The 22,080-nt window shown below is 70.2% G+C and carries 25 protein-coding genes, 2 tRNA genes and 1 riboswitch; of the genes, 13 read left to right on the top strand and 14 right to left on the bottom strand.

The window, feature by feature from the left end:
• Positions 1-374 precede the first annotated feature (374 nt).
• The 4 genes from IEY89_RS35455 (at position 375) to IEY89_RS35470 (ending at position 5,657) form a co-directional block, all read left to right on the top strand.
• A complete protein-coding gene (locus tag IEY89_RS35455) occupies positions 375-1,799 on the top strand; it encodes an NsdA family TPR-like regulatory protein (RefSeq protein ID WP_189151655.1) in 1,425 nt (474 codons plus the stop codon).
• A 101-nt stretch (positions 1,800-1,900) separates the two neighbouring features.
• The gene (gene lhgD, locus IEY89_RS35460; RefSeq protein WP_189151656.1) at positions 1,901-3,124 is read left to right on the top strand and encodes an L-2-hydroxyglutarate dehydrogenase; all 1,224 of its coding nucleotides are present in this window, start codon (positions 1,901-1,903) and stop codon (positions 3,122-3,124) included.
• Positions 3,125-3,328: 204 nt separating this feature from the next.
• Positions 3,329-4,123 carry a tRNA (guanosine(46)-N7)-methyltransferase TrmB gene (gene trmB / locus IEY89_RS35465; RefSeq protein WP_189151657.1) on the top strand — a complete coding sequence of 265 codons (795 nt, stop codon included), beginning with the start codon at positions 3,329-3,331 and terminating at the stop codon, positions 4,121-4,123.
• Positions 4,124-4,250: 127 nt separating this feature from the next.
• Entirely contained in the window at positions 4,251-5,657 is a 1,407-nt protein-coding gene (locus IEY89_RS35470; RefSeq protein ID WP_189151658.1) for a PrsW family intramembrane metalloprotease, read from the top strand.
• A gap of 36 nt (positions 5,658-5,693) precedes the next feature.
• Here the strand turns inward: IEY89_RS35470 and IEY89_RS35475 are convergent, their stop codons facing one another.
• The 5 genes from IEY89_RS35475 to IEY89_RS35495 form a co-directional block, all read right to left on the bottom strand.
• Positions 5,694-6,146, bottom strand: a complete 453-nt coding sequence (locus tag IEY89_RS35475; RefSeq protein WP_189151659.1) for an aldo-keto reductase family protein — start codon at positions 6,144-6,146, stop codon at positions 5,694-5,696.
• Between the two features lie 102 nt (positions 6,147-6,248).
• Complete coding sequence (locus tag IEY89_RS35480) at positions 6,249-7,313, bottom strand: M23 family metallopeptidase (protein ID WP_189151660.1); 1,065 nt, start codon at positions 7,311-7,313, stop codon at positions 6,249-6,251.
• 11 nt (positions 7,314-7,324) lie between these two features.
• Positions 7,325-7,482, bottom strand: a riboswitch (cyclic di-AMP (ydaO/yuaA leader).
• 330 nt (positions 7,483-7,812) lie between these two features.
• Positions 7,813-8,934 (bottom strand): PP2C family protein-serine/threonine phosphatase, encoded by a 1,122-nt coding sequence (locus IEY89_RS35485; protein WP_373287336.1) that lies wholly within the window; start codon positions 8,932-8,934, stop codon positions 7,813-7,815.
• A 173-nt stretch (positions 8,935-9,107) separates the two neighbouring features.
• Positions 9,108-9,181 (bottom strand) — tRNA-Met (locus tag IEY89_RS35490).
• A 77-nt stretch (positions 9,182-9,258) separates the two neighbouring features.
• Positions 9,259-10,398 carry a dihydrofolate reductase family protein gene (locus tag IEY89_RS35495; protein ID WP_189151661.1) on the bottom strand — a complete coding sequence of 380 codons (1,140 nt, stop codon included), beginning with the start codon at positions 10,396-10,398 and terminating at the stop codon, positions 9,259-9,261.
• A 132-nt stretch (positions 10,399-10,530) separates the two neighbouring features.
• On the opposite strand from IEY89_RS35495, the gene IEY89_RS35500 reads away from it, so the two are divergent.
• The 6 genes from IEY89_RS35500 (at position 10,531) to IEY89_RS35525 (ending at position 14,379) form a co-directional block, all read left to right on the top strand.
• A complete protein-coding gene (locus IEY89_RS35500; protein ID WP_189151662.1) occupies positions 10,531-11,073 on the top strand; it encodes a MarR family winged helix-turn-helix transcriptional regulator in 543 nt (180 codons plus the stop codon).
• A gap of 134 nt (positions 11,074-11,207) precedes the next feature.
• Positions 11,208-11,876: a GTP cyclohydrolase II gene (locus IEY89_RS35505; protein ID WP_189151663.1), complete on the top strand. Its 669-nt coding sequence runs from the start codon at positions 11,208-11,210 to the stop codon at positions 11,874-11,876.
• Positions 11,877-11,984: 108 nt separating this feature from the next.
• Positions 11,985-13,064, top strand: a complete 1,080-nt coding sequence (locus IEY89_RS35510) for a YihY/virulence factor BrkB family protein (protein ID WP_189151664.1) — start codon at positions 11,985-11,987, stop codon at positions 13,062-13,064.
• A gap of 168 nt (positions 13,065-13,232) precedes the next feature.
• Entirely contained in the window at positions 13,233-13,652 is a 420-nt protein-coding gene (locus IEY89_RS35515; RefSeq protein WP_189151665.1) for a phage holin family protein, read from the top strand.
• Positions 13,649-14,116 (top strand): DUF3618 domain-containing protein, encoded by a 468-nt coding sequence (locus tag IEY89_RS35520; RefSeq protein WP_189151666.1) that lies wholly within the window; start codon positions 13,649-13,651, stop codon positions 14,114-14,116. The genes IEY89_RS35515 and IEY89_RS35520 overlap by 4 nt, the downstream gene beginning before the upstream one ends.
• Positions 14,113-14,379 carry a DUF4235 domain-containing protein gene (locus tag IEY89_RS35525; RefSeq protein WP_189151667.1) on the top strand — a complete coding sequence of 89 codons (267 nt, stop codon included), beginning with the start codon at positions 14,113-14,115 and terminating at the stop codon, positions 14,377-14,379. The genes IEY89_RS35520 and IEY89_RS35525 overlap by 4 nt, the downstream gene beginning before the upstream one ends.
• Positions 14,380-14,447: 68 nt before the next feature.
• Here IEY89_RS35525 and IEY89_RS35530 read toward each other — a convergent pair whose 3' ends face one another.
• On the bottom strand, positions 14,448-14,651 hold the full coding sequence (locus IEY89_RS35530; protein ID WP_164320436.1) for a cold-shock protein: 204 nt from the start codon (positions 14,649-14,651) through the stop codon (positions 14,448-14,450).
• Between the two features lie 244 nt (positions 14,652-14,895).
• A complete protein-coding gene (locus tag IEY89_RS35535) occupies positions 14,896-15,234 on the bottom strand; it encodes a helix-turn-helix domain-containing protein (protein WP_189151668.1) in 339 nt (112 codons plus the stop codon).
• A gap of 290 nt (positions 15,235-15,524) precedes the next feature.
• Between IEY89_RS35535 and IEY89_RS42090 the strand changes: the two genes are divergently transcribed.
• Both IEY89_RS42090 and IEY89_RS35545 read left to right on the top strand, forming a co-directional pair.
• Positions 15,525-15,854 carry a hypothetical protein gene (locus IEY89_RS42090; RefSeq protein ID WP_373287337.1) on the top strand — a complete coding sequence of 110 codons (330 nt, stop codon included), beginning with the start codon at positions 15,525-15,527 and terminating at the stop codon, positions 15,852-15,854.
• Positions 15,855-15,950: 96 nt separating this feature from the next.
• On the top strand, positions 15,951-16,310 hold the full coding sequence (locus tag IEY89_RS35545) for a hypothetical protein (protein WP_189151669.1): 360 nt from the start codon (positions 15,951-15,953) through the stop codon (positions 16,308-16,310).
• A 117-nt stretch (positions 16,311-16,427) separates the two neighbouring features.
• Here the strand turns inward: IEY89_RS35545 and IEY89_RS35550 are convergent, their stop codons facing one another.
• The 4 genes from IEY89_RS35550 to IEY89_RS35565 form a co-directional block, all read right to left on the bottom strand.
• Positions 16,428-16,736 (bottom strand): SCO5918 family protein, encoded by a 309-nt coding sequence (locus IEY89_RS35550; protein ID WP_189151670.1) that lies wholly within the window; start codon positions 16,734-16,736, stop codon positions 16,428-16,430.
• Positions 16,737-16,824: 88 nt separating this feature from the next.
• Entirely contained in the window at positions 16,825-17,151 is a 327-nt protein-coding gene (locus IEY89_RS35555; RefSeq protein WP_189151671.1) for a CBS domain-containing protein, read from the bottom strand.
• 46 nt (positions 17,152-17,197) lie between these two features.
• The gene (locus tag IEY89_RS35560) at positions 17,198-18,715 is read right to left on the bottom strand and encodes a DEAD/DEAH box helicase (RefSeq protein WP_189151672.1); all 1,518 of its coding nucleotides are present in this window, start codon (positions 18,713-18,715) and stop codon (positions 17,198-17,200) included.
• A gap of 334 nt (positions 18,716-19,049) precedes the next feature.
• Positions 19,050-19,253: a cold-shock protein gene (locus IEY89_RS35565; protein WP_164320284.1), complete on the bottom strand. Its 204-nt coding sequence runs from the start codon at positions 19,251-19,253 to the stop codon at positions 19,050-19,052.
• Positions 19,254-19,710: 457 nt separating this feature from the next.
• On the opposite strand from IEY89_RS35565, the gene IEY89_RS35570 reads away from it, so the two are divergent.
• Positions 19,711-20,145 carry a PASTA domain-containing protein gene (locus IEY89_RS35570; protein WP_229695603.1) on the top strand — a complete coding sequence of 145 codons (435 nt, stop codon included), beginning with the start codon at positions 19,711-19,713 and terminating at the stop codon, positions 20,143-20,145.
• Positions 20,146-20,268: 123 nt separating this feature from the next.
• On the opposite strand, the gene IEY89_RS35575 is transcribed toward IEY89_RS35570, so the two are convergent.
• From IEY89_RS35575 to IEY89_RS35585, 3 genes are all read right to left on the bottom strand, one after another.
• A complete protein-coding gene (locus IEY89_RS35575; protein ID WP_189151673.1) occupies positions 20,269-20,718 on the bottom strand; it encodes a hypothetical protein in 450 nt (149 codons plus the stop codon).
• A gap of 208 nt (positions 20,719-20,926) precedes the next feature.
• Positions 20,927-20,996 (bottom strand) — tRNA-Lys (locus IEY89_RS35580).
• A 337-nt stretch (positions 20,997-21,333) separates the two neighbouring features.
• Complete coding sequence (locus tag IEY89_RS35585) at positions 21,334-21,894, bottom strand: hypothetical protein (protein ID WP_189151674.1); 561 nt, start codon at positions 21,892-21,894, stop codon at positions 21,334-21,336.
• Positions 21,895-22,080: the final 186 nt, after the last annotated feature.

A 22,080-nucleotide genomic window follows, 5' to 3' on the forward strand; every position in this document is an offset into this window, starting at 1 on the left:
CGTACAGGCTCTGCGGAGCGCAGCGCCCACGCACAGTCCGGGAGGCGGAGTTCGCCTCCCGGACCGGTCCGCCGCCCGCGGGGATGTAGGCGGCGGTGTCCCCCAGCCCACTGGATCCAGTACAGCGGGCCGACCCACGCAGGATCCATGGAAGCGCTCCCGCCATGGCCGGAGAAGAGCGCACGGCCAGGCGCACGGCCACACGTCGGGAGCACGTCGCAACGGTGCGTACATCCCCAGAACTTCCGTACGGACCACAATCCCGCCATCCGGAACAATGCCCCTTAACGCTTGGGATGCGGCGAACTACGCTGGGTTTACGAATGCCGCATGGTTATGCCAGCGCGGCAGCCGTCTGTGTCGAGGGGTGGCGCATGTCCAGGGAGCAACGCGGGCCGAACGAAAAACTCGGCGCCGTTCTCGCCCTCGCGGGAATCAGCAACGCAGGACTCGCGCGTCGCGTCAACGACCTTGGCGCCCAACGCGGGTTGACTCTTCGCTACGACAAGACGTCGGTGGCGCGCTGGGTGTCGAAGGGCATGGTGCCGCAGGGTGCCGCGCCGCACCTCATCGCGGCGGCCATCGGCCAGAAGCTCGGCCGCCCGGTGCCGCTCCACGAGATCGGCCTGGCGGACGCGGATCCCGCACCCGAAGTGGGCCTCGCCTTCCCCAGGGACGTCGGACAGGCCGTCCGCTCGGCCACCGACCTCTACCGGCTCGACCTCGCGGGGCGCCGCGCCGGCTCCGGCGGCATCTGGCAGTCGCTCGCCGGATCGTTCGCGGTGAGCGCATACGCAACGCCCGCCTCACGATGGCTGATAACCCCGGCCGACAGCTCGGTGGCACGCGACGCGAACCCCTCCGAGGGCTCCGGCGCACCGCTGAAAGTCGGCCACAGCGACGTGCTGAAACTGCGGGAGGCCGCGGAGGACGCCAGGCGCTGGGACTCCAAGTACGGGGGCGGCGACTGGCGTTCGTCGATGGTGCCCGAGTGCTTAAGGGTGGAGGCGGCGCCTCTGCTGCTGGGGTCGTACTCGGACGAGGTGGGACGCGCGCTCTTCGGGGCGTCCGCCGAACTCACGCGCCTCGCCGGGTGGATGGCCTTCGACACGGGCCAACAGGAGGCGGCACAGCGGTACTACATCCAGGCGCTGCGCCTCGCGCGGGCGGCGGCGGATGTCCCGCTGGGGGGCTATGTCCTCGCTTCGATGTCCTTGCAGGCGACCTACCGGGGCTTCGGTGACGAGGGCGTCGACCTCGCCCAGGCCGCCCTGGAGCGCAACCGGGGCCTCGCGACGGCCCGCACGATGAGTTTCTTCCGGCTGGTCGAGGCACGGGCCCACGCACGCGCGAGTGACGCCCACGCGGCCGGCGCGGCACTGCGCTCCGCGGAGGGCTGGCTGGAGCGGGCCCGCGACGGCGACAACGACCCGTCCTGGCTGGGTTTCTACGGCTACGACCGCTTCGCCGCCGACGCCGCCGAGTGCTACCGCGATCTGAAGGCACCGCGTCAGGTCCGCCGTTTCACGGAGCAGGCACTGTCGAAGCCGACGGAGGAGTTCGTGCGCTCGCACGGACTGCGGCTGGTCGTCTCGGCGGTCGCCGAGCTCGAGTCGGGCAATCTGGACGCGGCATGCGAGCAGGGCGTACGGGCGGTGGAGGTCGCGGGGCGCATCTCCTCGGTGCGCACCACCGAGTACGTGAGGGATCTTCTGCACCGCCTTGAGCCGTACGGCGACGAGCCGCGGGTGGTGGAGTTGCGGGAACGGGCCCGGCCGCTGCTGATGACCCCGGCGTAGATTCCACAGCGTCCACAGACGCTACGACGTGTGTCCGCTTCCTGCGTTTGAAGTGACTGTCAGTGGCGCAGTGCACTATCGAAAGCAGGAGGTGGAGCGCGGTGGAGCTGACGCGTGGGATCGCTTACGACTGTGACGTGCTGGTGATCGGTGGGGGGATCGTCGGTCTGTCGACGGCGTATGCCATCACGCGCGCCGCCCCGGGCACCCGGGTGACGGTGCTGGAGAAGGAGTCGGGCCCCGCCCGGCACCAGACGGGCCGCAACAGCGGTGTCATCCACAGCGGTATCTACTACCGGCCGGGCTCGCTCAAGGCCGAGTACGCGGTGCGGGGCGCCGCCGAGATGGTCAAGTTCTGCGCGGAGTACGGCATCGCGCACGCCGTCACCGGCAAGCTGATCGTCGCGACGGAGCGGGAGGAGCTGCCCCGCCTGCACGCCCTGGTCCAGCGCGGCCGGGAGAACGGCATTCCGGTGCGTGAGCTGGGCCCCTCCCAGATCGGGGAGTACGAGCCGGAGGTGCGGGGACTCGCCGGCATACACGTGGGGACGACCGGGGTCTGCGACTACGTGGCGGTCGCCCGGCAGCTCGCCGAGTCCTCCGGGGCGGAGATCCGGTACGGAGCGGAGGTCGTCAGGATCGACCGGCGCCCGGAACTCGGGGTGGCCGTGCTGACGGCGGGGCCCGGGGGCGGCGAGGTCGTGCGGGGCCGGGTGCTGGTCAACTGCGCCGGGCTGTACTGCGACGAGGTGGCCCGGCTGACCGGCGACGACCCAGGGATGCGGATCGTGCCGTTCAGGGGCGAGTACTTCACGCTGGCGCGGCCCGAGCTGGTGCGGGGGCTGGTGTATCCGGTGCCGGATCCGGCGTTCCCGTTCCTCGGGGTGCATCTCACCCGGGGGATCGACGGGGGCGTCCACATCGGCCCCAATGCCGTGCCGGCGCTGGCCCGCGAGGGGTACGGGTGGGGGACCGTGCGGATGCGGGAGCTGGGGGCGACGATGGCGTGGCCGGGGTCGTGGCGGATAGCGGCGCGGCACTGGCGGTACGGGGGCGGAGAGCTGCGGCGGTCGGTGTCCAAGAAGGCGTTCACCCGGGCGGTGCGGAGGTTGTTGCCGGTGGTGTCGGAGGGGGATCTGGTGCCTGCGGCGGCGGGGGTGCGGGCGCAGGCGGTGCTGCGGGACGGGACGCTGGTGGACGACTTCCTCATCCGGGAGGGGGCGAGGGCGGTGCATGTCCTGAACGCGCCGTCGCCGGCGGCGACCGCGTCGCTGCCTATCGGGCGGGAGGTGGCTCGGCGGGCGTTGGGTGCGCTGGGTGCGTGACGCGAGGGTCCTTTCGCCCCCGCCGCCCCTACCCGTCCCACCCTGTCCCTCAGGGCTGCGCCCCCAGACCCCCGCCACGGCCCTGAACGGGCCTCGTCCGCAAACTCCCCCAGCGGGGGACCCCCGGACGGGCTGGAGGGTGCCGGCCGGCGCGGGAGAGGTACGGGATGAGCACGCTGCCGCGGCGGTAAAATCGGCCCCACTGTGTCTGACTCCATTGACTCCGCCTCCTCCCCCGACCCGACGCCCGCTGCCGTCCGGCCCAAGGGTGCGCCCAGGTTTCCCGGTGGGCCGCAGGCCGATCCCGCCGGGTCGCACTTCGAGCGGCGGATCAGGAGCTTCCAGCCCCGGCGCAGCCGGGTCACCGCCGGGCAGGGTGACGCGTTGCGCCGGCTGTGGCCCAAGTGGGGCCTCGACATCGACGGGCGCGCTCTCCGGCTCGGCGAGCTGTTCGGGGACGACCGGCCCGTCGTACTCGAGATCGGCTTCGGGATGGGCGAGGCCACCGCGAGGATGGCTGCCGACGATCCCGGTACCAATATCCTCGCCGTCGACGTGCACACCCCGGGGCAGGGCAATCTGCTCAACCTCGCCGACCAGCACGGACTGACCAACATCCGCGTGGCCAACGGTGACGCCATCATCCTGCTCCGCGAGATGCTCACCCCCGACGCCCTCGACGGCCTGCGCGTCTACTTCCCCGACCCCTGGCCCAAGAAGCGGCACCACAAGAGACGGCTGATCCAGGCCGAGTTCCTCGACCTTGTCGCCGACCGGCTGCGCCCCGGCGGACTCGTGCACTGCGCGACCGACTGGGAGCCGTACGCCGAGCAGATGCTCGATGTACTGAGCACGCACCCGGAGTTCGAGAACACCCGTCCCGAGGGCGGTTACGCGCCCCGTCCGGAGTTCCGGCCGCTGACCCGTTTCGAAGGCCAGGGACTTGAGAAGGGTCATGTCGTGAACGACCTGCTGTTCCGCCGCGTACAGCACTCGTAAAGCACGCACGGAGCCCGCACGGAACGGGCGCGGAGCCCGCACGGAACGGGCTCGCAGCATGCGTAGAACACCACATAACCTCCCGCATCGTCGCGGGCCGCGCCCCTCCCTCGTTAGGGTCAATGCCGTGGCCACCTTTCCTCCGTACCCGACGCACCCGAGCGGTCCCACCGACGGTCCCGTGGGCGGGGCGCTGCGGCACGCTCACTGGTGGCAGCGGTCATGGGTGCGTTACGGCGCCCTCACCAGCCTGCTCGCGCTCTCCGGGCTCGTCATCCTCGCCCTGGTCCGCGAACAGACCGGCACCGAGGGCTTCCTGGTCGGGCTCGGACTCGCCGTGTTTCCCGTGCCGTTGCTCGTCGCCGCGTTCCGGTGGCTGGACCGGGTGGAGCCGGGGCCCTGGCGGAACCTGCTCTTCGCCTTCGCCTGGGGTGCCTGCGCGGCGGCCCTGATAGCGATCGTCGCCAACAGCTTCGCGACCAGATGGATAGCGACGGCCACCGCCGATCCGTCCAGCGCGGACACCCTCGGGGCGACCGTCATAGCGCCGATCGTCGAGGAGTCGGCCAAGGCAGCCGCCGTACTGCTCATCTACCTCTTCCGGCGGCGCGACTTCACCGGGATCGTCGACGGGGTCGTCATCGCCGGGGTCACCGCCACCGGCTTCGCCTTCACCGAGAACATCCTCTATCTGGGCACCGCCTTCGGCACCGACCAGCTCACCGGGGACAGTGGAATCGCCTCGGTCACCGCGGCGACCTTCTTCGTACGCATCGTCATGTCACCGTTCGCGCACCCCCTGTTCACGGTGCTCACCGGCATCGGGTTCGGGATCGCCGCGCTGTCGGGCGAGCGCCGGCGCGTCCGCAAGGTGCTGCTGCCGCTGGCCGGGCTGTTGCTCGCGATGAGCATGCACGCCTTTTGGAACGCCTCGTCGACGTTCGGGGAGTACGGGTTCTTCGCGGTGTACGCCGCGTTCATGGTGCCCGCGTTCGGCCTGCTGACCTGGCTGGTCATCTGGACCCGGCAGCGCGAACTGCGCACCGTGCGCGCCGAGCTGCCCGCGTACGCGGTGGCCGGCTGGCTGACCCCGGCCGAGCCGTACGCCCTCGGCTCGATGCGCGCCCGCCGCCTGGCCCGCGAGTACGCCCGCCGTCACCTGGGCAGGCCTGCGGCCCGCGCGGTGGCGCAGTACGAGGCGTACGCCACCTCACTCGCGTTCCTCCGCCACCGGGGGCGCCTCGGCCGGGCGGGCGCCGACTTCGTCGTCCGGGAGCGTGAGCTGCTGGGCGAGCTGTGGCAGCGCAGGGCGGTGGCCCGCCCGGCCCTGGACCACGCGGCGCGCGCCATCGCCCCGGCCCCGGCTCCCGTCCTGCCGGTCATCTGGCCGCCGTACGGCCGACAGGGGTACGGCGGCCAGATGACGCCGTACCCCCCGTACAGCCATGTCCACGGACACACCGGCAACCCCGGCCACGGCCACCAGCGCCCCGCCCACGACCCGTACCCGGCCTACAACCCGTACCGCTCGTAGCCACGCCGCCGCACTCGCCGCGCACTCTGCGGAGTCTCAGGCCGAAGCCACCGTAAGGCTCGCGACCTCCGCCTCCGTCAGTTCCAGTTCCGCGACCGCGAGCAGCGGCGGGAGCTGGTCGACCGTGCGGGCGGACGCGATCGGGGCCGCCACCGTCGGCCGGGCGGCGCCCTGCGCACGCGGGCTGTCGACCGCCGTACCGGCGCGGTACTTGCCCGTGAGGAAGCCGGAGGCCAGGGCGTAGTACGGGTCGGCGGCGAGGCCCGTGCGGGAGGCGATGTCCCGCCGCGAGCCCTCGTAGGTGTCGCGTGAGACCAGGTTGTAGTAGGGCTGGACGGCCACGTACCTGGCCAGGCCCTCGCGGTCGGAGAGGTCCAGGGAGTCCTCGAAGGATTGCGTCTCGTCGGCGGTCCAGCCGAAGACGTTGCCGCCGAGGGCGAGCGGGAAGACCTCTAGGTCCGATGATCCGAGCTGGCGAAGAGCAGTCATGCTCGTCGTCAACGCCCGGCGGTCCTGACGTCGACGAGCGAGCGCCAGGACTGCCGGGGAGAGACCGCGGGACTACCGGAGCGAGACCGGGGAAAGCGTCTCCTACGGGTTCAGGCCCATGCTCCGCAGCCAGGCCATCGGGTCGATGCCCGCGCTGTCCGAGCTGCTGGTGTGCACCTCCATGTGGAGGTGGGCCCCGGTGACGTTGCCGGTGGCGCCGACACGGCCGATCACGTCACCCGTGTTGACCTTCTGGCCGACACTGACGTTGATCGACGACTGGTGGGCGTACCAGATCTCGGTGCCGTCCTCAAGGGTGAGGATCGTCCGGTAGCCGTACGAGCCGCTCCAGCCCGCCTCGGTGATCGTGCCGGTGTGGACGGCCTTGAGCGGGGTACCGGTGGGTGCGGCGAAGTCGAGGCCGGTGTGGTAGCCGGAGGACCACAGCGAGCCGGCCTGGCCGAACGACGAGGTGATCGTGTACGAGGAGGTCGGCAGCGTGTACTGCTTGGCGAGCTCGGCGAGGCGCGCGGCCTCCAGCTTCGCCTTGGCCTCCTCGGCGACCTTCTTCTTCTCGGCGGCGACCTTCGCGGCGGCCTCGCGCTTCACCTTGGCGGCCTCGGCGGCGGCCTTCTTCGCGGCGGCGTCCTGGGCGGCCTGCTGGACCTTGGCCTCGGCCTGGTCCTTCTGCTGCTCGGCCTGGAGGATGATGCGGGCGCGCAGGGCCTCGCCCGCGTCGCTGGTGCCCTGCTGCGTCTCCTCGGAGGTCACGCCGACACTGCTGAGCGCGGTGGCGGAGCCCTGGGGCTCGTTGTCCGAGTCGTCCTGTGTGAAGGGCGAGCCGACCGAGGGCAGGTCGGGGATGGAGATGGAGACCGGCGGCTTGCCGGTCTGCGCGCTGGCCATGCCACCCGCGCCGACGGCGGCTATGACACCGACGCCGAGAACGGTGGAGCTGCGGGCGAGCCCTCCGCCGCGCTGCTTGCTGACGCGGTGCCGGCCGCGGACAGGGCGGGTGGATTCCGCGGTGGGATTCCACTCTTCCCAGGGGCCCTCGTCGGTGCGGTTGCCGCCGAAGCCGAAGGTCGGGATCTTGCCGGCCTCGGTCTCGCTGCTGCGCTGACTCGGCACGAACGGGGCCTCTGGGGCAGCCGGGTTTGACGCCACGTGGGCGTGCTCCTTTCCTTCCCTCTCGCCTACCGGGTTAGCTGACGGGTTCGGAGCAGGAAGGTCTCCTACGCGCGTATACCTGCCGTGTGGCCACGGAGGCGGACGAGCGATTCACCCCAAGGTGGTGGTTCCCCGGTTCCCTTGCGGGATTCGGCGCGTGCGCACGTAGCCGTCTCTTGTGACGGCTGGGACAACCGCGCTGCGTTATCGAACGTTAATAGACCCGGCCACCTGTTTCCAAGCTGTTCCCAGTGATCGTTAACCCTTTTCCCGAGGACTTTCTGGGTCACCACCGGTGAAAATCGGGCGAGTTGACCATGTCACAAGTGACTCCTGAGTATTGACTGTGTGTCAGATGTTGCGCGGAGAGAGATCGCGCACTCACCTTCGGTGACAACCGATGAGAACCGAGTCGGACCGGATGTCACGACTGGCGTCAGAACCGATGTCAGGACTGATGTCAGGACCGATGTCAGGACTGATTCCGGTACCGGCATCACGGCCGTCGTACGGCGAGCAGCGCCATGTCGTCCGTGGTCCCGCCGCCCGAGTGCCGGCGCACCTCGTCCGCGAGGGTGGCGAGCAGGGTGACCGGGGACCGGAAGACGCGACCCGTGAGCCGGGCGGCCGGGTCGAAGAAGGCGCCGTGCTCGTCACGGGCCTCGGACAGCCCGTCGGTGTGCAGGAGCAGCGTCGCGCCGGCGGGGAGAGGGGCCTCCTCCACGCGGTCGGGCCAGGCGCCGAGGTCGCCCATGCCGAGCGGCAGCGCGGGCTCGGCCGGGTCGAGGGTGCGCAGGGTGCCGTCGGCGCTGAGGAGCAGGGGCGGGGGGTGACCTCGGTTGAGGATGCGTACGGTCCCGTCGCCGTGCGGGATTTCGGCGAAGACCGCGGTGGTGAACCCCTCCGCGGCTTCGAGCCCGTCGCGCCGGGCACCCTCACGCGCGAGGGCCCGCTCCAGCCGCTGGGCGACCCCCTCCAGGGTCGCCTCCTGTTCTGCGGCCTCCCGGAACGCCCCGATGACCACGGCGACGGCCGCCACCGCCCCCATGCCCTTGCCCCGCACGTCCCCGAGGACGAGCCGCACGCCGTACACGGTGTCCTGCACCGCGTACAGGTCTCCGCCGATGAAGGCGCCCTCATGGGCGGCCTCGTACCGCGCGGCGATCTCGAATCCGCCGATGCGCGCCTCCGGTTCGGGCAGTACGGCGCGCTGCACCGCCTCGGCGATCTCGCGGGCCGAGGCTAGGCGCCGGTCACCCCGGCGCACGACCCGGTTGATGACGACGGCCAGGACCGCGACCGTGGCCACGGTGACCGTCTCGGTGACCGAGTCGACGTCCGCGGTGAATCCGTAGCGGAGGTGGACGACGTACCCGGCGAAGAGGGCGGCGGCGCCGGTGACCACCGTGGTGCGCAGCGAGGAGAGCGGGGCGGCGATGAGCGGGGCGGCCGTGAAGAAGGGGATCGCGGTGAAGGGGCGCGGGGCGGCGTAGTCGTAGACGATCCCGGCGAGGATCAGGAGCGCGGGCAGGACGCGGACGAGGGCCCGCACCCGCGAGATGACCTCTTCCTCCGGCTCGCCCGCTGGCGGGTCCAGGAAGTGTCCCGACCGTCCCACTCGTCTCGTCTCCCGCCGGATCACCACGGCCCGTCCGTCCCGTCCAGGTTTCCGGGGGCGGGAGCGGCGGGCGAGCCAGGTGGACCGACCGGGCTAAGAGGGCAGGGAAACGGCTCAGGAAAACGGCCAAGGGCCGGAAACCAGTTTCCTGGTTTCCGGCCCTTGGCCTTTAGTAGCGGGGACAGGATTTGAACCTGCGACCTCTGGGTTATGAGCCCAGCGAGCTACCGAGCTGCTCCACCCCGCGCCGTTGAATGCAACTATACGCCATCCGCGGGACGTCGATCACCACGTTTGATTCGGCGGGCTCCCGGGCGCGGGACGTCAGCCGGACAGATGGGCGTTGGGAGCCTTGGCGCGCTCCTCGTACTCGGGGAGCACGACGACCTCGGTGCCCGCCCCCCTGAGCAGCCCGTTCCCGTCCGCCGCCACCACGAAGGTGTCCGGCTCGCGCCAGGCGGTCACCACCCGGCGGACGCCCGCGTCGAGGATCAGCCGGGCGCACGGTGCCGGGCGGGACGCGCGCCGGGCGCAGGGTTCGAGGCTGCTGTAGACGGTGGCCGTCGGGAGCCGGGGGTCGGCCGGGTCGAGCCTGGCGAGCGCCGCCTCCTCCGCGTGCACGACCGGGTCGCCGCCCTCCCGTGAGTGTCCGCGCGCCAGTTCCGTGCCGTCTGCGGCCACCACCACCGCCCCGACGCTGAACGCCGTGCGCGACGGCGGACACCGCTCCGCCAGTTCGCACGCCAGGGCCAGCCAGTGCCGGTCGGCGCCGGAGGCGAGCGGGCCGGTGCCGGGTGCGGTGGGCTCGTACCGCATGAGGACGACGTCCTCGATACGCCGGGTCTCCGTGAGCCGGAGCCGGCCGCCCTGGTAGGCGCCGGGGCCGAAGAGGCGGGGGGCGCCCGGGTCGCCGACGAAGAGGGGCGCGAGGACGAGCTGGAGTTCGTCGGCGAGGTGCTGCTGGAGGAGCTGGGTGTGGACGGTGCCGCCGCCCTCGACCATGAGGCGCTGGACGCCCCGTACGTCGTGGAGGTGTTCGAGGAGGGCCCGCCAGCCGAGGGAGCCCGGCCCCAGGGAGACGATGTCCACACCGGCACCGAGGTCCGCCCGCCGGGCCCGTTCGGCGCCCTGGTCCGTCGTGTACACGAGCTTCTCGCCGCCCGTGTGCCAGAAGTTGGCGGCCGGGTCCAGCACGCCCGATCCGCTCACCGTCACCTTGAGCGGGTACGCGGGTTTTCCGGCCGCCAGCCGCGCGGCCCGCCGCTCGGGCGAGTTGACCAGGAGCCGCGGGTTGTCGGCGCGGATGGTGCCGGCGCCGATGAGGATCGCGTCACTGGCAGCCCGTACCTCGTCGACCCGGTCGAAGTCGGCGGGGCTGGAGAGCAGCAGCCGCTCGGGGCCGGTGTCGTCCAGGTAGCCGTCGAGGGAGACTGCGGCGGACAACAGGACGTGCGGGAGGGGCATGGCAACACTCTCTTCCAGCGCTTCCAGGACATCGGGACTTCGAGGCTTCGGGCTTCGGGGCTTTCGGCGCCTTGGAGGCGGTCTTGACCGGGCGAGCTTGGTTCAAGTTTTAAACAAACCTACACTGGTCGCATGACGACCCGCTGGCTCACCCCCGAGGAGCAGCGCGCGTGGCGCGCGTACGTCGCGGCCTCGCTGCTCCTGGAGGACGCGCTCGACCGGCAGCTCCAGCAGGACGCCGGGATGCCGCACCTCTATTACACGATCCTGGCCTACCTCTCCGAGACGCCCGAGCGGCGGCTGCGGATGACCGATCTCGCCGAGAAGCTGAAGATCACGCGCAGTCGGCTGACGTACGCGGTGGCCCGGCTGGAGAAGGACGGTCACGTCCGGCGCGAGGCCTGCCGGTGGGACAAGCGGGGCACCGTCGCCGCGCTGACCGAGGAGGGCATGGCGGTGCTGGAGCGCAGCGCCCCGGGTCATGTCGCCACGGTCCGCGCGTCCCTCTTCGACCATCTGACCCCGGAGCAGGTGGGCCAGCTGGAGGAGATCGGCACCCGGATCGAGCGGGCGCTCCAGGGGGACGGGGCGGAGCCGGCGCCGGAGAGTCTGCCGTGGCTGCGCAGGTCGTCGACCTCGTGCAACGCCGGAGAGTCGGGCGACGCCGGCGCATGAGGCAGCCCGTGACGCAGCCCATGAACCCGTTGCTTTAACTTTGAAACATGAGGTAGGGTCACCCTTCGAGTGAGGATCTGCTTCAAAACTGAAGCAGATCCGAGGATCGATCACGACCGACCCGGGAGACCCGCATGCCCGACTTCCCCGCCGCCACCCAGCGCTCCCGCGTCCGCGTACCGCTGCGCTTCCACGACGGCTACAGCGTCGACACCGACCTGGTCACCTTCCATGGCCTGGCCGACGGTCAGGAACACGTGGCGATGGTCCTCGGTGAACCGGCGCCCGGCACCACCCCGTTGGTCCGGCTGCACTCCGAGTGCCTCACGGGCGACGTCTTCGGCTCGGCCCGCTGCGACTGCGGCCCCCAGCTGCGCGAGGCCGTCGAGCGCATCGCCGAGCGCGGCGGCGTCCTGCTCTATCTCCGCCAGGAGGGCCGGGGCATCGGCCTCTACAACAAGCTCGACGCGTACGCCCTCCAGGACGAGGGCCTCGACACCTACGCCGCGAACGCCGCGCTGGGCCTCCCGGAGGACGCCCGCGACTACACGGCGGCGGCCCAGATGCTCCAGGCCCTGGGGATCACCTCGGTGGACCTGCTCTCCAACAACCCGGACAAGGCCAACCAGCTCCGGGCCCTGGGCACGGACGTCCACGACCGCGTCCCCACCGGCGTGTTCACCACCCCGGCCAACGTCCGCTACCTCCGCGCGAAGGTCCTGCAGACCCACCACACGCTGCCGCTGGGCGAGTTGGGCGGCGTCGGCGGGCACACCGGCCTCACGGAGCTGAGCGTCGGCTGACGCGTCCGCCAGGGCTGTCACGCGACGGTGGCAGGCGGCTGAAGAGACTCGTCCAGGCGCGGTCCGCAGGAACGGTTGGATTGCCGCCCGACCGGATACTCGGGCGGCATGCCACGCATACTGAGACGCCAAGGACACGACGACGAGCCCGACGGACACGGCGGGCACGACACGGCCGACCGGACGGCCGAGAGGGCTCGGGCACCCGAGGCCGGACCGACCGAACAGGTGGAGCGGCAGTCACCCGACACCCCCACCGACCTGCCCAAAAGCTCCTGGTGGGCGGTACTGAAAGGCACCGCGAAGGAGTTCAAGAAGGACGAGCTGACCGACCGGGCCGCCGCGCTGACCTACTACGGGATCCTGGCGCTGTTCCCTGCCCTGCTGGTGCTGATCTCGATGCTCGGGATCATGGGACGGTCGACGACACAGCGGGTCCTGGACAACATCCAGGACCTGGCCCCCGGCGCGGTGCGGGACGTCCTGCGCAACATGGTGCAGCAGATGCAGGGCACCGCCGGAATCGGCTCGGTCCTGGCCGTCGTGGGTCTGGTGCTCGCGGTGTGGTCGGCCTCCGGTTATGTCGCCGCGTTCATCAGGAGCGCCAACGCGGTCTACGACATCCCGGAGGGCCGCCCGGTGTGGAAGGTGCTGCCCGTCCGCGTCGGCCTGACGGTGGTTCTGATGGTCCTGGCCGTGGTCAGCGCCATGATCGTCGTGTTCACCGGCGGCCTCGCCGAGAAGGTCGGGAGCGCGCTGGGAATCGGCGACACGGCACTCACGGTGTGGTCCATCGCGAAGTGGCCGGTGCTGGTGGTCCTGGTCACGATCATGATCGCGATCCTGTACTGGGCGACACCGAACGCGAAGATCCGCGGATTCCGCTGGATCACGCCGGGCAGTTTCCTGGCGCTGCTGATCTGGATGGCCGCCTCCGCCGGGTTCGCCGTGTACCTGGCCAACTTCGCCTCGTACAACAAGACGTACGGCACCTTCGCCGGCGTGATCATCTTCCTGGTGTGGCTGTGGATCACGAATCTGGCGATCCTGCTGGGCCTGGAGTGCGACGCGGAACTCGCCCGCCAGCGGGCCGTCGCGGGCGGCCACCCGGCCGACGAGGAGCCCTACGTACGGCCGCGGGACACCCGGAAGTGGGACGCGGAGGACCGCCGACGCTTCGAGTCCTGAGCCGGCCGAGCGGCGCGTGATCCGCCGGGGTGACACGGCGATGCGGGGGTACTCGCACAGCCTACGGATCCGACAAACGCGCAGGGCAGGGTCGTACGGGTGTCAACGAACGCCGGCCGGGCCTGCCACGCACACCGACGAACGCCGACGAAGGACGGGTGAGCACCCATGACAACACAGGGCTCCCACCGAACGGACAGCGGAGCGCAGGAACCGGTGGGCGACCTGGTCCAGCGTGCCTCGCAGCAGTTGTCACAGCTGGTCCGCGACGAGATGCGGCTGGCGCAGGCGGAGATGACCGAGAAGGGCAGGCGGTACGGCAAGGGCGGTGGCCTGTTCGGCGGTGCCGGCGTGCTGGGTGTGCTCACGCTGCAGGCACTGGTGGCCACCGTGATCGCCGCCCTGTCGCTCGCCGTGGACGTGTGGGTGGCGGCGCTGATCGTCACCGGCGTCCTGGCCGTGGTCACCGCGGTGATGGCGGCGCTCGGCAAGAAGCAGTTCAGCAAGGCTTCCCCGCCCACGCCCGAGCGGACGGTGGACAGCGTCAAGGCCGATGTGGCCACGATCAAGGAGAGTGCACAGCGATGAACGAGGACAAGTCGCAGCCGGGTGCCGAGGCGGCACCGTCCCCCGAGGAACTGCGGATGCGGGTGGCGGCGACCCGTGAGGAACTCGGCGTGACGGTCGAGGCGCTCGCGGCGAAGGCCGATGTCAAGGCCCGGGCCCAGGAGAAGACGACGGCCGTCAAGCAGCAGGTCGCCGAGAAGACCGCCCAGGTCGGCGCCCAGCTTCGGGACAAGGCGACGACCGCGGCCCACGCGGTGCAGGACAGGACCCCCGAGCCGGTGCGCGCCAAGGCCGCCGCGGCTACCGGGCAGGTCCACGAGAAGGCCGTGCACGTCGCCGAACTGGCCCGGGACAAGACCCCGGAGCCGGTACGGGAGAAGGCCGGCCAGGGCATGCGGGCGGCCCGCGACAATCGTGTCCCGCTGCTCGCCGTCGGGGTGATCGTCGCGCTGCTCATGGTCCGCCGGTCGAGGAGGAACCGATGAAGACCTCGAAGGCCGCCTACAAGCCGGTCGGCATGGCGATGGGCATCCTCGGTGGTCTGCTGGCCGGGGCGGTGTTCAAGCAGGCCTGGAAGCGGCTCGCGCACGAGGACGAGGCCCCCGACGCCACGGACGAGTTCCGCAGCTGGCGCGAGGTGCTCGGGGCAGCCGTCGTGCAGGGAGCGATCTTCGCCGGGGTCAGGGCCGCTGTCGACCGCGGCGGCGCCACCGCCATCCGGCGCCTGACGGGTACCTGGCCGGGCTGAGCGAACTCGGGACAACGACTGGGCCGCGCGGCGTGTGCCGCGCGGCCCAGTACGTTCACCGAAGAAAATCAGGCGGTGGTGATGTTCTCCGCCTGGGGGCCCTTCTGGCCCTGGACGACGTCGAACGTCACGGCCTGGCCCTCCTGGAGCTCACGGAAGCCCGAGGAGTTGATCGCGGAGTAGTGCGCGAAGACGTCCGGGCCGCCGCCGTCCTGGGCGATGAAGCCGAAGCCCTTCTCCGCGTTGAACCACTTCACAGTTCCAGTTGCCACAGTCATGCCTTCCAGTCGATGAAACGTCTGCCCCTTCGTGAGGCAGACGGAGGTGATCGCCCTGGTCCCTGCGGCACAGCACAGCAAAGCGCCCACACCAAAGGCGTGGGCAAGGGGAAATCCGAACCACGACAGCTCCCACAGACGCTACCCGTCCGCACGCGCCATCACCACAAAAAACGCCGCTCAGTATTCCGGCCATGCTCGTGGGTGATGGCCCGCCGACCCGGCGGGCACGCTCACTTCAGGTCGTTGTCGATGGTTTGGACGATTTGTCGGTGCGACGGTACTCGGCGTTGATGCGCTGGGCTTCTTCCAGCTGGTCCTCAAGGATGATGATCCGGCAGGCGGCGTCGATCGGGGTGCCTCGGTCGACGAGCTCACGTGCGCGCGCCGCAATGCGCAGTTGGTAGCGGGAGTAGCGGCGGTGTCCGCCCTCGGAGCGCAGCGGCGTGATCAGTCGCGCTTCGCCGAGGGCCCGCAGGAAACCGGGAGTGGTACCGAGCATCTCGGCGGCCCGGCCCATCGTGTAGGCGGGGTAGTCGTCGTCGTCAAGACGGCCCAGCGACTCGTCTGCTGTCATCTCACCTCTCTCATGGAACGCGTCGAGGGGCCTTGGTGCCGTAACGGCACCAAGGCCCCGAAGGAACTGCAAACACCATCTGCCGGCCCTACTGCTGCACCGGCCTACTTTTTCCGCACTGCCGTCCGATAACGCCGACGGGGGCGCGGGGATCGCGGATTTACGACCGGAGACCACCTACCTATCGATGTCCTGCGGTACCCGGGCTCAGACTCCGCCCGGGCGATCCTGATGGCGCTCGACTCCTCCGTTCTTTCCCTCTGAACCAACAACAACCTATCGAACAGGTACTGCGAACTGCTGGTACTGCTGGTACTGCTGGTACTGCTGGTACTGCTGGTACTGCTGGTACTGCTGGTACTACCACCGCGTCAACCGCGGCCCTGCTCACGGCGGCCCCTGATCACTGCGGGCCACCCGGTCCGGTCGTCAGTTCCGTCGCCGTCCTGCACATGCCTGGCTTCGAAACTCCACCACCGCACCGTCCTACGTGTACTGCCGCCCGGCAGTTCGTGTCTGCCAGGGCCTCGCTGCTGATCTCGTCTACGAGAGAAACAATAATGATCCGAGCCACCAATGTCTACTCCGGCAAGCATAGATTTTGGCGAGCTGGACGATGAGGTAATCCTCCTGGGCCGGTCTGCGGACGCCGCCCGTCCCGACAGGGACACCACCGCCCCAGCCGCCGGACGTGCCGTTGCATAGAATCCGGTGTCATGCCGAAGCCTGACGACCTGATCGTTGACATCGCCGCCCTTGTGGAATCCGGGCGGAGCAACCAGATGTCCCTGACCGTGGTCACCGGTGGTGCTGTCATCACCGGTCGACTGGCGCCCGAAGCCGTGTGGCGGCAGAGGGTGTCGGAGGTCCTGACGGACTCCGCCCAACTGGGGGACTTCTCCGCCGTCTTCAAGACCCCCGCCAAGAGGGACGGGCCGCCCACGCATCTGCACTTCCACGTGGCCCGCATCCTGCAGGGCACGGTGGGGATCCCGGAGACGGGCGGGATGTACCGCATCGCCATCGAGGACGTCAGCGCCTGGACCGTGGGCGACTTCCGCTACTCGGACCACTGATATCCACCGACCGTCGACCCACCGCCGCGTCTGAACGGCACGGCACGCACTGAGGGCCCTACCGGCGCGCGCCGGTAGGGCCCTCAGTTGCTTGTCCGGCTCGCGCCGGCCGGTCGGTCAGACGGACACCGGAGTGCCGAGCAGCGCCGAGGCCCGCTCGAACGGGTTCTCGGTCCGCACCGGTTCCGCCGGGGCGACGGTGCCGCAGGTGAAGCCGAGCCGGGTCATGGCCCGCACCACTTCGCCCGCGCTGAAATCGCGGGGGTCCTGGCGGGTGACGACCTGGCCGACCTGCTTGACGGGGTAGCGGCGCCGTCCGACGATCACGGTCTCACCGGTGACCGACTCGGGCTTGATGCCCTTCATCGACTCCAGCACACCGCTCTTGGTCAGGTCGAACGGGAAGCGTGCGATGACACAGCGCATGATGCCTCACAGGGAGAAGGAGAGACGGAGAGACTGAGGTGGAGATGGCGAGCGGACCGCGACACGGGGCCGACCGCCGTGAAGCGGTTCAGCCCGCCAGGCCGAGGACACCCGGGGCGCCGCCGTGTTCGGCGGGCCCACTGCTGTCGGTGATGTCACTCAGGCGGATGCGGTCCGTGTAGCCGAAGCCGTCCCGGACCGCGGCGAGCCGGGCCTGGGTCACCAGGCCCACGTACTGGCCGTCCTCGTCGCGCAGGACCAGATGCCCCGCCCCGGCGGCGGCCGTGACGGACAGCGCCACCTCCACGGTCATGTCGTGCCAGACCTGCGGTCCGGTCATGTCCGTGGCGTCGGCCGCCGTGCGGGGCACGGGGTCGGCGGTTGTCGGGCGGGGCTGCATCTGGACCAGCGGCAAAGAGTGCCTCCTGCGGAGATGGGACGGCTTCCTGAGCAAGAAGGTGCTACGCCGCCGCGGCGACGTTGGGCCGGCGTGAGGGCGCGCGGCCGGCCGCCGAGGCGGGGCGACGGCGGCCTCGTGAGGCGGCACCGCGCTTGGGGCGCTCGACCACCGGCGCCTTGATGACGACCGGGATGCCCGACGGGGTCTGGGCGCCGGTGATGCGGTGCAGGGCCTCTTCGCCGGCGCGGACCTGGGTGGTCTGCGGGACGATGCCGGCCGCCACCATCAGGCGGGTCATGTCACGGCGCTGGTTCGGGGTGACCAGGGTGACGACGCTGCCGGACTCACCGGCGCGGGCGGTCCGGCCGCCGCGGTGGAGGTAGTCCTTGTGGTCGGTCGGCGGGTCGACGTTGACGACGAGGTCGAGGTTGTCGACGTGGATGCCGCGCGCCGCGACGTTGGTCGCCACCAGCACGTTGACGTGCCCGCTCTTGAACTGCGTCAGGGTGCGGGTGCGCTGCGGCTGCGACTTCCCGCCGTGCAGCGCGGCGGCCCGTACCCCACTGTTCAGGAGCTGCTCGGTGAGGCGGTCGACGGCGTGCTTGGTGTCGAGGAACATGATCACGCGACCGTCGCGGGCCGCGATCTCGACGGTGGCCGAGTGCTTGTCGGCGCCGTGGACCTGCAGCACGTGGTGCTCCATCGTCGTGACCGCGCCGGCCGAGGGGTCGACGGAGTGCACGACCGGGTCGCTGAGGTAGCGGCGCACGAGCAGGTCGACGTTGCGGTCGAGGGTCGCGGAGAACAGCATGCGCTGACCCTCGGGACGGACCTGGTCGAGCAGGGCGGTGACCTGCGGCATGAAGCCCATGTCGGCCATCTGGTCGGCCTCGTCGAGGACGGTGATGGAGACCTGGTCCAGCCGGCAGTCGCCGCGGTCGATGAGGTCCTTGAGGCGTCCGGGGGTGGCGACGACGATCTCGGCTCCGCCGCGCAGCGCGCTGGCCTGCCTGCCGATCGGCATCCCGCCCACCACCGTGGCCAGCCTCAGCCGCACGGCGCGGGCGTACGGGGTGAGGGCGTCGGTGACCTGCTGCGCCAGCTCACGCGTCGGTACGAGGACCAGGCCCAGCGGCTGCCTGGCCTCGGCGCGCCGCCCGGCCGTACGGGCCAGCAGCGCCAGCCCGAAGGCGAGGGTCTTGCCGGAGCCGGTGCGCCCGCGGCCCAGTACGTCCCGGCCGGCGAGGGAGTTCGGCAGGGTCGCGGCCTGGATCGGGAAGGGCACGACCATGCCATGCGTGCCGAGCGCGGTCAGCAATTCCTTGGGCATGTCGAGATCGGCGAAGCCCTCAACGGCGGGAAGCGCGGGGGTGATCGTCTCGGGGAGAGCGAACTCACCCTGGACCGCTGCGGGTCGACGGCCGTAACCGCCGCCGCCGGAGCGACCCTGCCCACCGGATCGGCCCTGCCCGCCGGACCGGCCGGCGGTCGGCGAACCGGATCGGCCACCACTCCGTCCGGAGGCGGCACCACCGTTGCGGGTGCGGGAGAAGCGGTCGTTCGTACGTGTGCGGTTCATGCGGAACCTTCCTCGATGCGGCTCACATCTAGGAATTTCCGCAGCGAAGAGCGGCGCGGGAATTGCAAGAATGGGCCGAAAGAATGCGAAAGCGAATCTGGGCCGGCAGGGAATTCACGCGGGCTCAGGTAATGAATTGGGTGACTCGATACGGAGCGATGTCCGGGGCGTTCTTCCCGCTCGCGGACTCACTCGGAGTCCGTCGCCTCACACGTGAAGCAACTTGAAGCAGGCGAAGACGGGTGAAGACAGGTGAAACGATTGCGGAAAATGCATGCAGCTGGGGCCCGCACCCCGAGGGATGCGGGACCCAGCTGCACACTACGCGTCAGCGTCAGACAAGAACGATGTTCTCGGCCGTCGGGCCCTTCTGGCCCTGCGCGATGTCAAAGTTGACCTTCTGGCCTTCGAGCAGCTCGCGGAAGCCCTGGGCGGAGATGTTCGAGTAGTGGGCGAACACGTCAGGGCCGCCACCATCCTGCTCGATGAATCCGAAACCCTTTTCCGCGTTGAACCACTTCACGGTACCAGCAGCCATGTCAAATCTCCTTCAGGGGCAGTGATTACGGGTCCACACAACGCAGACTCCGTGTCGCCGCGATGATTACCCCGTCCGGAAAAAACCGGCATTAAAACTTCGGGAACCACAACTGCAACTTAGATCGACAGTAGCACACTGCGACCGCCGACGAGCGTTGAATAACTCTCAGCTATTTATTACGGCAAATAACCTGCCCGTGCGTTCCGTCAATATCTCAGCTTGCGGCCACAGATATTGGGGCGTGTCAGACGGAGGGCCCGGCCGGCACCCCGCTCCGCCGGCCGACCGACCGCCGACCCGCCCTCGGCCACGGAAGCCGCGCCCACCACCGCGCGGGCCCTCGTCGCACCCGGTACCCGTTCGTGTCACAGCAGCGCCACTCCGCCCGCACAGCCCCCCACGCACGACGCATGATGCTCCCCCGACTCACGCACCGTCCCTGGGGGAAACCAGCATGCGCACCCGGACCGTCGCAGCCGCACTCGCCGCCGCGGCACTGCTCACGCTCACCGCCTGCGCGAGCCCCGACGACACCGGCCCCGGCAAGCCGGACACCTCGACCCAGGACACCGACGACCGGACACAACAGGACACCGGCACCCCCGAGACCCCCACCAGGGCCCCCACGGAAACGCCCGGCAGCGCCACCGACGCAGGCTCCGAAACGGCAACGCTGCCCGACCTCGTCGGCCAGAACCTCCAGGCCGCCCAGGACGAGGCGCAGGCCGCCGGTTTCCGTGTCCTCGACGACCAGGACGCCAGCGGCGAGAACCGCTTGCAGGTCTTCGACCGCAACTGGACGGTCTGCAGCCAGGACCCCGAGCCCGGCACGCACCCCACGGACACCCCCGTCACCCTGTACGCCGTGAAGGAGGACGAGACCTGCTGACATCCCCCGCTGACCGGAACCGGGAGCGGTACCGACGGTTGATCCTGCCCCCCTCCTCAACGGGCTTGCACGTCCTCTGTACGCGCCAGTCGGCCCCTGTGCGGTTGCCGTCACCCGCGCTGGTCACGACACGGCCACAGCGGCCACTCGCTCGCCGCTCGCCGCTCGCCGCTCGCCGCTCGCCGCTCGCCGCTCGCCGCTCGCCGCTCGCCGAGCATGATGCCCACCTCCACACGCACGTCCAGGGGAAACCATCCGCACCGACATCAACACCAACACCTTCACCGTCGCTCTGCTGCTGGCCGCGGCCACGGCCTGCTCCGGGAGTAGCGACGCCGAGAAGCCGGTGGCGAAGCCCGGCACGACGAAGACCGCGAAGGAGAACACCGCGGCGAAGCCGAGCGCGAGACGTGCGGCGCCCCGCGCGCTCGGCAAGCCGTTCGCCTGCGCGGCCGACGGGGCGACGATGGTGAGGACCGTGCTCGCGTACGAGCAGGGGCGGTTCCACCCGCAGCAGTCCGCCGACGAGGAGTTCGGCACGACCGGGTACACGTGGGCGGCCGTCGAGATCAAGGCGTGCCTGAAGAACGGCGTCGACGACGCTGAAGACTCCGGCGGAGTGACCGGTCCCGCAAGCGTGACCCGATACCCCTCGTGTGCCAGGGGGTTCAGGGTGCCGTCCTCGCGTCCGCCGCCCGAGCACCGACCGAGCCAACGATCACTCAGCCCCCGGAAACGATGAAAGCCCCAGCTCAGATGTCCTCTGAACTGGGGCTGACCGTAGACCCTGTGGGACTCGAACCCACAACCAATGGATTAAAAGTCCTGGCCAAAGCTTGCCGGGTGGTTCCGGACGGTTCTTCGGCGTCCGGAACCACCTGGTCAGAGCAGGTGCCACTCCTCGCTCAGTCCACGCCGTGATGGCCTCTGCCACATCATCCGCTCACGCATCGCTCACGCACTGCGGGCCACTGAGCAGCAGCTTTTCGGCCTACACGAGAACGAACGACGCAGCCTCGCCGCTCCAGTTCGGTCAGCAGCGACGGCGAGGGCTCGCAGGCGTTCCAGCGCACGTCCAGCTTCTCCAGCGCGGGCATGTCGACGACCCAGTCCGGCAGCCGCGTGAGGCGGTTGCTTCGCACGTCGAACTGGCGCAGCCGGAGCAGGCCAATCCCTTCTTCGGTCCGTTCAGTGCCCGTAGGGAGGCTCGAAGCAGCCTGTCTCCAGGTATGGGCCGTTGGTATGTACGCCGTAGTTGGACTTCTGCACGAACGCGGTGACGCAGGCGTCGGGGTGGACGCGCAGGCCGACCATGGCCCCCTCGGGGGTGTAGTACTCGTTGTTCTTGAAACGCCGGAACATATCCCGGACAGTCAGCGCGTCGTCCCCCTCCTCGTACCCGAGCTCGAGCAGCGCCGCGCGCACGGTCGCGGGGTCCCACTTCCCCTGCTCCCACAGCCGCTTGAGCACCGGCTCGATACGGGCGGCCTCCCGCTCGGCATCCCGCTCGTGGGCGGGGGACATCTCGCCCGTTCGCCGGTAGGCGTTGTTCTCGTTGTAGTGCGGAGCACCGTCACCGGCCCCCGGCTCCACATACGGAGAGGCTCCCGGGACGCTGGGCGAGGCGCTGGAACCGGCTCCGGCTCCGGCCGCCGAGTGCGAGGCCCTCTGCTGACCGCAGGCGCCGAGCGTCAGAATGAGGACCGCACCGACAAGTACCGCGCGCTGGACGGACGTTGAAGTGGGCATGGAGCAACTCTGTCATCCAGGCGGACGGCGGCGGCTGAGTACCCGGACTCAATCCGACAGGTCACGGCGTCTGCGGCCCCTCCCGGGATCCGCTGCCCGGCATCCAGGTCGCTGTCCCGGGCGAAAGCTCCGCCGTCGGCCGCCATCCGCCCCCACAGGGCATCGGCCAGGGCCTCACAGAACTCG

Origin of the sequence: Streptomyces lacrimifluminis, from assembly GCF_014646095.1 — a bacterium.
Taxonomy (GTDB): Bacteria; Actinomycetota; Actinomycetes; order Streptomycetales; family Streptomycetaceae; genus Streptomyces; species Streptomyces lacrimifluminis.